7 protein-coding genes and 2 pseudogenes are annotated in these 8,478 nt (G+C 61.4%); 3 read left to right on the top strand and 6 right to left on the bottom strand.

The window, feature by feature from the left end:
• A pseudogene (locus HNO80_RS17540) lies at positions 1-311 on the top strand (hypothetical protein); the annotation flags it as partial.
• A 433-nt stretch (positions 312-744) separates the two neighbouring features.
• Here HNO80_RS17540 and HNO80_RS17535 read toward each other — a convergent pair.
• From HNO80_RS17535 to HNO80_RS18175, 3 genes are read right to left on the bottom strand one after another with little or no spacing between them, the layout of a single operon-like run.
• A complete protein-coding gene (locus HNO80_RS17535; protein WP_175324132.1) occupies positions 745-1,494 on the bottom strand; it encodes a hypothetical protein in 750 nt (249 codons plus the stop codon).
• A gap of 8 nt (positions 1,495-1,502) precedes the next feature.
• The gene (locus tag HNO80_RS17530) at positions 1,503-3,101 is read right to left on the bottom strand and encodes a relaxase/mobilization nuclease domain-containing protein (protein ID WP_175324131.1); all 1,599 of its coding nucleotides are present in this window, start codon (positions 3,099-3,101) and stop codon (positions 1,503-1,505) included.
• Between the two features lie 7 nt (positions 3,102-3,108).
• The gene (locus HNO80_RS18175) at positions 3,109-3,504 is read right to left on the bottom strand and encodes a plasmid mobilization protein (protein ID WP_349627393.1); all 396 of its coding nucleotides are present in this window, start codon (positions 3,502-3,504) and stop codon (positions 3,109-3,111) included.
• A 248-nt stretch (positions 3,505-3,752) separates the two neighbouring features.
• Between HNO80_RS18175 and HNO80_RS17520 the strand changes: the two genes are divergently transcribed.
• Positions 3,753-4,061, top strand: coding sequence for a hypothetical protein (locus HNO80_RS17520; protein ID WP_175324130.1), 309 nt, complete (start codon positions 3,753-3,755; stop codon positions 4,059-4,061).
• A gap of 1,594 nt (positions 4,062-5,655) precedes the next feature.
• Here HNO80_RS17520 and HNO80_RS17515 read toward each other — a convergent pair.
• Both HNO80_RS17515 and HNO80_RS17510 read right to left on the bottom strand, forming a co-directional pair.
• Positions 5,656-6,141, bottom strand: coding sequence for a hypothetical protein (locus HNO80_RS17515; RefSeq protein ID WP_217501044.1), 486 nt, complete (start codon positions 6,139-6,141; stop codon positions 5,656-5,658).
• 71 nt (positions 6,142-6,212) lie between these two features.
• Positions 6,213-6,578, bottom strand: a complete 366-nt coding sequence (locus HNO80_RS17510) for a hypothetical protein (protein WP_249777437.1) — start codon at positions 6,576-6,578, stop codon at positions 6,213-6,215.
• Positions 6,579-7,203: 625 nt separating this feature from the next.
• Here HNO80_RS17510 and HNO80_RS17505 point away from each other — a divergent pair.
• Positions 7,204-7,818, top strand: coding sequence for a hypothetical protein (locus HNO80_RS17505; RefSeq protein WP_175324128.1), 615 nt, complete (start codon positions 7,204-7,206; stop codon positions 7,816-7,818).
• Between the two features lie 331 nt (positions 7,819-8,149).
• Here the strand turns inward: HNO80_RS17505 and HNO80_RS17500 are convergent.
• Positions 8,150-8,478, bottom strand: a pseudogene (locus HNO80_RS17500) (ParB/RepB/Spo0J family partition protein); the annotation flags it as partial.

Genomic DNA, 8,478 nt, shown 5'->3' with positions numbered 1-8,478 from the left:
CGGGCGGCGTCGTTGGCATGTTGATCAACGGCTGCATCGCCGGCATGTACACCATCACCCCCGCCCTCTACGGTGCATCCGTCCGCAGCACCGGCGTCGGCTGGGCGATCGGAATCGGCCGCGTCGGAGCCATCGTCGCCCCGCTCATCACCGGCGCCCTGCTGGACGCCCACTGGACGGCATCCATGCTCTACATGGGCGTCGGCGTCGTGGTGCTCGTGGCGGGCGGCGCCGTCGCGGCAATGCGGCCGGCTCGGCGAGATAGAAGCGCGCAGGACGAAAGAGAGAAGGAGCATACGCTGCCAGCATGAGGGGCAGCCCCCGGAGCCGAAACCGTTGGCGAGGCGCCGTCTTTCGATTTCGTAAGCTAGAGCGAGTGGACCATATCCCAGGCCAAGCTGAAGTTTGTTAGGCGTCGAGGAAATCTGGGGAGGGTACGGGACAGACAATCCTTGCCTGCCCCGTCTGGACGAAGAGTAGCCGGCGCGCCGCAACACCTTCACCGCGGAACAGACCTTTGGATCCACGCCCGCACGGACCTCCTCGACGCAAACATCACCGCGATCGCCGCATGGAGGACCTCGAACAGCATCCCAGAAGTGAAGGGAAAACAGACTCCGGCTCCTCGAAAAAAGAAAAGCACTCAAAATTACGCCCAATGAAACGGGCGCGGGAATGTATACCCGCGCCCGTTTTTCTTATATGCCTCGTGCCATCAAGGCCTGCACGAAACTGAGATGCGGCCTAGCGCTCCAGGCCGCCGAGTTCCAGTGTCTGGCCTGTGCCGCTCTGCTTGGCCATCTTCGATGTCTTGGCTACCGCCGGTTTCTGCGCGACGGCGGCCGAGGGGTGGGTGCCCTGGTGCTTGTCCGCCAGGAGTCGGGCGTTCACGGCTTCGCGGTCGCCCTTGCCTTCCAGGCCTTCGGCCAGCTGCTGACGCCGTTCTGCGGTATCCCAAGCCGGTTCGCTTCTGACTGCACGGTCCTGTCGGTTGGCGCCGGCAACTGCTGCGCCAGCCACCACCTCATCGGTACGGGCGCCCGTGGCTTTGGTCCGTTCAGTTACGGCCTCGGAGCGGGCTTGCTGTGCCCGGGAGAGCGCCGCGGACACGGATGCCTCGTCGCCCCCGGTGTTGTCCACGTCGATGCCGTAACGGCTCTGCACCTGTTCTCTGATCTTCCCTGCCGCCTGAGCAGCTTCGGGGTCGTAGGCCTTCCAAGCCGTGGCCGTCTCGTGAACCCGTTCGATCATTTCCGGGGTGACTTTGTCCCACCAGTCCTCGCGGGAGACCGGCGCCAGCTGGGCCCGGGCGGCAGCCCGCTGAGCATCGAAGCGTTCCTGCAGCTCCCGGGCCCGTTGATCCTCTGCTGCGGCGATGGTGCGCTGTTCCTGTTCGCGCATTCTAACAAGCTGCTCCCCGATCCGGGCCGCGACCATCAGCCCTGTACGCATCGCCCCGTCCACTGCATCTTCCATTCCGTCTGCTTCGCTCATGACCTTCCCTATCGCTCAATGCCTGGATTGTTTTCACGGTGGGTCTCTTCGGTGCGTGACTGCGCTCCCTGGAGCTGCGCTGCGTCCGGCCGGGTCAGAACGGGAGGCAACGGTGAGCCGCCCCGTGAACGTTCGACCAGGAGCCTTGATTTAAGGGCTTCCTCGGACGCTTCCGGGTGTTGTTGGCGCAGCGTCTCGATCGACATCGGCTGTGCCTTGAGTGTTTGCGCGTTGGCGCTGGCTTCGACAACCTTGCTGGCCGCCCTGACGGCCGTGGAAAGTCCCCGGACCCGGCGCAGATCGTCCGTGGCCTTGTGCATGTCATGGATCGCCCGGGCCGTCAGGGCGAGCTGCCGGAACATGAGGGCGTACGCGGCGCGGTCGCTCTTGGAGGTCGCGGCCAGGAGGATCATGGTCGCCCCGCGTGCCGACGGCAGGGACACTGCCGGGCGTGCCGGGTAACGGCGCAGCTGGGCGGACTTGGCGAGTTCTCGGGCGGCGTCTGCGAGCGGTCCCGGTGTCGGTTCGATCCGCTTGGACCATGCACCGAATGCCGCGGAAGTCTCGCGGGCTGCCTGCGCCCAGGCGGCGTGATCATCGTGCGGGGTGGTGGCCAGTTTCTCCCGGAGGGAACTGACGTCGTTGGCGTACTTGCTCCACAGCTCAGCAGATGGTTGCAGCGTCTCCCGGCCGGGGCTTACCGGCCGGCGGTTGCGCGCCGCAGCGTTCCATTCCGCGACAGCGGAAGCCGCTGACTCCGGGGTGCTCTCCCACTCAGCCCGAAGCTTGGGCAGAGCCAGGTCACGTCCCAAAGAATTGCCGCCGAACCACACGGCGCGCTCTCCCTTGCGGGGGCGTTCGGCCACGGAGTAGCCGGTCACGACGTCAGTACGGCCGGCCGCGTAGCGGGGGCGCACGAGCACGCCCTCCTGGCGTGCCCGCCGGACAAACTCCGCCTCATCTGTCGATGCCGCTGCGCAGACGCGCACCTTGCGTGCGAGGCTGTGGCGCTCGACTTCCGGCAGCCCCTGGCGGATGGCTTTCGACTGTTCTGCCGGGGTGAATCCGCGCTCGGCGCGTAGGGTCCCGACAGCGTTCAGTCCGTACTTCTTCTCCAGTGTCCTGGCTGCCTGCTGGGACTTGTACTTGCTCTTCCATCCGTTCCATTTGGTGCCGTCGTCCCGGACCATCGACGCCACGATGTGGATGTGGTCATTGCCGTTCTTGCTCAGTCCGTGACGGACCGCAACCCACCGGGCGGGAGCCTTTCCACCGTCCTCGGTGAAGTCCATTTCCTTCATGAAGTGATCAGCGATGGCACCCCAACGCTCGTCGCTGAGCTGACCTTCTTCTGCGGCCAGACTCAGCGAGCAGTGGAAGACGTGTCCGCCGTCCACTTCAGTGTCGAAAAACTGCTTGGCCCGGTCGAGTGCATTGGCAATATCCAGGGCAGCATCGCGGTTCAACTCGTTGTCATCGTGCCAGGCCATGAGCGCCGAATCGCCCGCAACGAGGTGCGGTTCTTCGTGTTCATTGGCCCGCCCCGGGCCCGCGAGGTAGATCATCAGACCCGCCATGCGGTCGCCCTGGGTAATGTTCGGAATCACGGAGAAACTACCGGCCCGCCATCTCGGCGAGCTGACGATCAATCCGGATAATGACAGCCCGCGCATGGGCGATGGAAGCGGCAGCCTCTGCCGGCACCTCCCCCGTCGCATTCGCGTGACGCGCGATCTGGTTAATGTTGTTCGCCACGGTCCCGACAAGACGCTGCAACGCAGAGAGCTGCATGAACTGATCCCGCCGCTCCGACGGACTCTCTGTGCCATCACTGAGCGCCGCCTCGATCAAAAGCCGCGGGATCGTGACCCGGTGCTTCTCCGCCAGGGCAAGGAGCTGGGCTTCCTCCTCCGGGCTGACCTTGACCTCGTGACGGTGCATCCGGCCGCCGTCAACATTCGCGCGACGACGACGGGACTTCCAACCGGCGAAGCCACTGCCTTCACTCACTTGTCCCTCCCTCCGAATTTGCCAGCGCAGCGAACCCGGAGACCCGGGGAACACACTGACAAGTGTGCCGCATCCGAGACGACAAGTCGAGAATCGAGCCAACTTAGCCGGGCTAAGTTACCAGCTTGCTCCGCCGGGATGGCTGCTGGCTTTTCGTCGGCTCTGGTGCCCCTCCCGAAACCGACGCTTCCATGCTCTTCAACCTGAGCCGCCGAAAAACCAGCGGTCCCACGCGCTAGGCTGGGGGCATGGCAACAATCGATATTGAACAGACACGTAACCAGGCCAAAGCATTGCTGGACTCTCGTATCGAGTCCATCACCGACCTTGTCAAGACACGGCAGCGGATCGCTGACCTCCGAGAGCAGCTTGCCGAGGCCGAGCGCGAGGACAAGCGCGCCTATGTTCGGGCAACCAAGGACGGTTGGAGCCCGGAGGAACTGAAGAAACTCGGCCTGGAATCCGCTGTAGCCGGCCGCCGACGCAAGAGCGCGGGCCGCGCCGCTGCGGGGGCCCCCGACTCCTCTTCTGCAAGCGAACTCAGCGGCGAGCAGTAGCGTTTCCCCTCGCCCACCTGGGCACGGCAAAAGCCCACCCGCTCCGCTGCTTTTCCCGCACACACGTGGACGACGGGACCCACCTGACCGGCTGCACACAACCGCCAGGGAACCTTCACGCGGCGCCCTCACTATGGTGGCCGGCGGTCGTGCACAGCCTCGAAGCTACTGAACCCCCTGAGCCCCGCAATCAAATTGACTGCGCCGCTCAGGGGGTTCTGCATTTACCGCTGACATACTTGGCCGGTGAGCTACTCCGACTCCATTGCCACAGTCGCCCTCCTAGTGTCACTACTCACGGCTGCCTGGACAGTCTGGCGTACCTGGCGCTGGGACCGACCTGTGGTGTCAGTCTCCGGTGAGCAATGGATCGGCGGAAGTACGGCTACCGCCACCACTGCAACGTTCAGCATCGTTGTTATCAACACAGGCAATCAGGCGACGCAGGTCATCGCCGCATATTGGGAAATCGACCGCGGAGATGCGCAGATCACCCGATATAAGGCATCCCACGGAGGCGGGGGTATCGCTTCGCTTTTCGAGTCTCCCAATCATAAAAAGACGCCAGAACTGCCCTTCACCTTGGAACGGTATGGTCGATGCGCGTGGGAGTTCGATATGGACCTGGCTGCGATTAGAGACCAGGACCAGATTCTCCGGGCGCGCCCGGTCGTTGAATTTACTTCTCGGAAAAGATCAGAACTTGCCTACGGAATCTGGCAGCCATCACAAATGGCACTGGCTGCACGTCAGCTCCGGAGCCGCTCGTCCGAGCCCCAATAGGTCCCTCGGCGAAACCTGAATGCTACTTTTGGCGGCATGGACGTCGGAGATTTGGCAACTTGGGCCGGTGCAGTCGCAACCAGCGGTGCACTCGTCTTCGCCTTTATTGGCCTGCAGAACGAACGTAATCAGAGACGAGCAGCCGAACTAAGAACGGCGCAGCAGGCTCGCAGGTCGCAAGCCGAGTCAGTCGCTGGTTGGTACGGAGGCTTCAGCATGGAGGCGGAAGCCAACAGCCGCGGCTACGACTCTCTCATCGTCCGAAACGACTCTCGACTGCCAATCTACGACGCAGTTGTAAGTCTTGTGCTTGTTCAAGGAGCTGGAGCGCGGACGAGCGAGCAATTGGCCGCACACGCCAGCTACCGGTTCTCGCTTCGCAAGGAGACGTTCGTGATTCCGCCCGGAACATGGCGCTTTCGAGTAGTAGAAGGCTGGCGCGGAATGCACGCACGAGCCGGCGCGGAAATCGCTTTCAGAGATGCAATGGGGACCTACTGGGTGCGCCGTGCCGACGGATCACTCGAGGAGCTCCCGAGACACCCGTTCGACCATCTCGACGTGTCTCGACCCATAAAGGACTACCCACTAGAAGCTGCGACATAGACCCACCGGCCCCTCAGGTCGCCCCGGCGTCGGCCCAACGCCCGTATCTGCCTAAATGGACTGCTGAGGCGGGGCCGCGAGGCTCCTTCGCTGAAATTCTGGTGTTCTGTCGTTGTGTGACATACTCTGTAAGTGCCTGTTGCGTTGAGCTTCAGGAAGTAGACCCGAGACCCGGCCGGACGACCGCGGCGCTCGGGTTTTGCGTTTAAGCGATCTGTTTGACGCTCGTCACTACGGGGCGAATACGCTCTCGCCAGGATCCCCCTTTGGCCCAACACCATGCAATCGCATCTGGAACTACCAGCAACTGCTCTTGGGCTGACTTCGCATGTTCGTAGCTCATCCGGTCCTTACATCCGGCTTTTCGGGAGAACTCGATGAGGCATTCGCGGTCCCGTTGAACAAGGGACTCGTCCTTGTCGATGACGAGCAGTGACTGCCCTGGATGAGCCGCGACATCGTTGACGAGTTCGCGAAAACACTCGGCTCGGCGTTCGGGTTCGTTGGAGAATCTGCGCGCCGCGTCGTATACGGTGGCTTCAACTTCAGAACGAACGATCACATCGATGATCGCCTTTCTACGCGAGTCCCTTTCGTCCTTCATATGCAGGCCGCGCTGTCCAGGCAAGATTAGTCCGCGCAACTCCCGCCGTACGTCAGCATGATCGGAGGGGACCAGGACGCCGGCCACGAGCAGATATCCTCGTTGCTTTGTCTCGTCAACAAAGAAGTGGTTGCTAGTCAACACGTCGCGCGCATGCCTTACTCATCGGTGTCTTCCTCAGTCTTGCCCGCTGCACGCTCAACGCTCCTTCGGTTAGACGCAACCGTCTGAGCCGGTTTTTTGAGGTCCACGATGAGCATGTTGCCGTCCCTGTCCGGGACCCACCTTTTCGCAATTGACGTATCTATACCGATGAACTTGGTAAACATAGTGCCGGCGATCAGTACGATGCCCTTCTTCTGAGGCTTTGTACCAGCGGGGCCCTGACGACGAGTCGGATACGCGTTGGGATCGGTCAACTTTGCTGCCTGGATAGCTATCAGTTGGTTCTCTTCATCCCAAAGGAACTCCACGGCCTCGGGTTCATCGATCAAGGCAAAAGCGGCTTCGTTCAAAGAAAACATACCCCGCTTCTGGATGGTGACTGTGGGGATCGTTGGAGCAGGAGCGCTACCCTTCTCGAAAACTTTGAATCCCATCGCTGGTTGACTCTCTTTCGTTTCGCTAATTCACTGTTAACATCGTCTGCTAGAGATCATAGCGCACTCACGCAATGAACGCATTCGAAGATGCGATAGAGAATTTCATGGGCCTCCTCATCCGCGCGGAGAACTTCATAACGTCTGGCGCAGTCTCAAGAAGGTTGGCAAGGTTTCCGTTCATCTATCAGCAAGACCTGGAACCCCCGCTCTCAAACTCTCAACGTTCCACCGAGTCGCTGAGTCCATTTCGTGTTGCCCTGGGCATCTACCTCGCAGATGGGACTCCCGACTTAGAACTATGTCCGATGGCTGGACAATCCCGCGTATCCCATGAGGCATCTGATGAGGACCTCGGCTGTGAAGACTTGGGCGGAAGTGATTAGCGAAGCCGAGTTCCGGCTCCAGTTCGTTCAGGATTCTCTCTGGAGAATGCCTCGGATCATGACAAGGGAATCTCATATGTGCGCGAGAGATACGCTGAGTACCTTCCCGCTGAGCCGATTGCTGACGATCTGGCCTCCGCTTAGTGAGCTGGTAATCTGCGCGAATGAACACTTCCCCTCAGCCGGTTTCGTGGGAGCTACTCAACGCCGCACCAAGCACCGTTTACGAGCGCCTGATTGTCCAGTGGCCCTACCAAACAGACCGTGACCTTGCCTTCTTCTACTCAGAGTCCGCCAACAGGCTGGCATCAACGTTCTCTGGGAAGCCGATAGATGACACCATCCTGTTGCCATTTCTCACGCTCTATAGGCAGGCATTTGAGCTTCAGCTGAAGTCATTTACGAGGTACTTAGCTGCAGCGAGACGGAAGTATCGCGAGCCCAGCAACCCTGCTTTGAGCGCTGAAGAAGTCAACCGACGACTCCGCGGCAGAGCAATCGGCCACAAGCTCCAGCCGCTGTTGGAAGAGCTCCTCGAACATTACGCAGCTCTGAACTTGAGCGAACCCTTCCCGCAAGAAGTGCAGCAACTTCTCCTTCTGATCCACCACGCCGACGAACCGGGGACGTATTTTCGCTATTCAGGAAATCTTCCGGCTCAACAGACCAATGTCGACTTTCCAAACCTCGTTGCGCGCTTCAAAGAGCAGTTCAACCTATTGCAGGCCGCTGAGGACTGGGCTGAAGACCACATCGAGGCGAATAACCAGCAACCCTAGCCCTCCAACTAGCTCCAGGTAACGAAAACAGAGAGGGTCAGCGCTTCCAGCGCCGACCCTCTCTGTTTTCCCTCTGCAAAGGAATTCTGTGGTTCAGCTTAGCTGAACGTTGTGGTGCTGCCGCGAACCGGGTACCTCGTTGATCCTGGTCCCGCGGGTGGTGGCTTGCCGGCCGCGTGGTCGCGGTTAATGGCGGTCCGTCGCTCGTAAGTGGCTGCTGTGGTTCGCCCCGGGCGGCGGACCGCCCCACTTCTGGAAGGTTCCTGGCCCTTGCCGGGGTGAGTGGTCGGGCGGCTGCCTCTGGGGTACAGCCGCCCGGTTCCCCGTCACGTTACTCGATGTCGGTGGTGTGCTTGTCGATGATGATCTGCTCCACGGCACTTGCGGTGTAGCCCCAGGTGGTGAGCTGGTTCAGGTAGTGGAAGTGCCGCTTCTCCGCGGACCGCCATGAGTCTTTCTGGATGGTCTTCTCGTACCCTGCGCAGATCAGGGCGATGAGGGAGAACTCGGGCCGGGCGGTGGTTTTGGCGGTGTGGTCCCGCAACGGGTTCCGGCCCCACCGGTCGGTGTCCTCCCCGGTTTTGGCTCCGATCATTTCGGTGGCGACCTTGCCGTCGTAGCCGCTGGCGGTTTCGGGGTCGTGGGTGATGGCGTGGACGG

Origin of the sequence: Arthrobacter sp. C9C5, from assembly GCF_013359735.1 — a bacterium.
Classification (GTDB): domain Bacteria; phylum Actinomycetota; class Actinomycetes; order Actinomycetales; family Micrococcaceae; genus Arthrobacter.
The sequence above is the reverse complement of the archived record's forward strand: the minus strand, read 5'-3'. Positions and strand labels throughout refer to the sequence as shown.

Coding starts and splice junctions, on each gene's coding strand:
- HNO80_RS17510 (WP_249777437.1), bottom strand. CDS start 6,578: ATGTTTTCTTTGAACGAAGCCGCTTTTGCCTTGATCGATGAACCCGAG.
- HNO80_RS17520 (WP_175324130.1), top strand. CDS start 3,753: ATGGCAACAATCGATATTGAACAGACACGTAACCAGGCCAAAGCATTG.
- HNO80_RS17535 (WP_175324132.1), bottom strand. CDS start 1,494: ATGAGCGAAGCAGACGGAATGGAAGATGCAGTGGACGGGGCGATGCGT.
- HNO80_RS17505 (WP_175324128.1), top strand. CDS start 7,204: ATGAACACTTCCCCTCAGCCGGTTTCGTGGGAGCTACTCAACGCCGCA.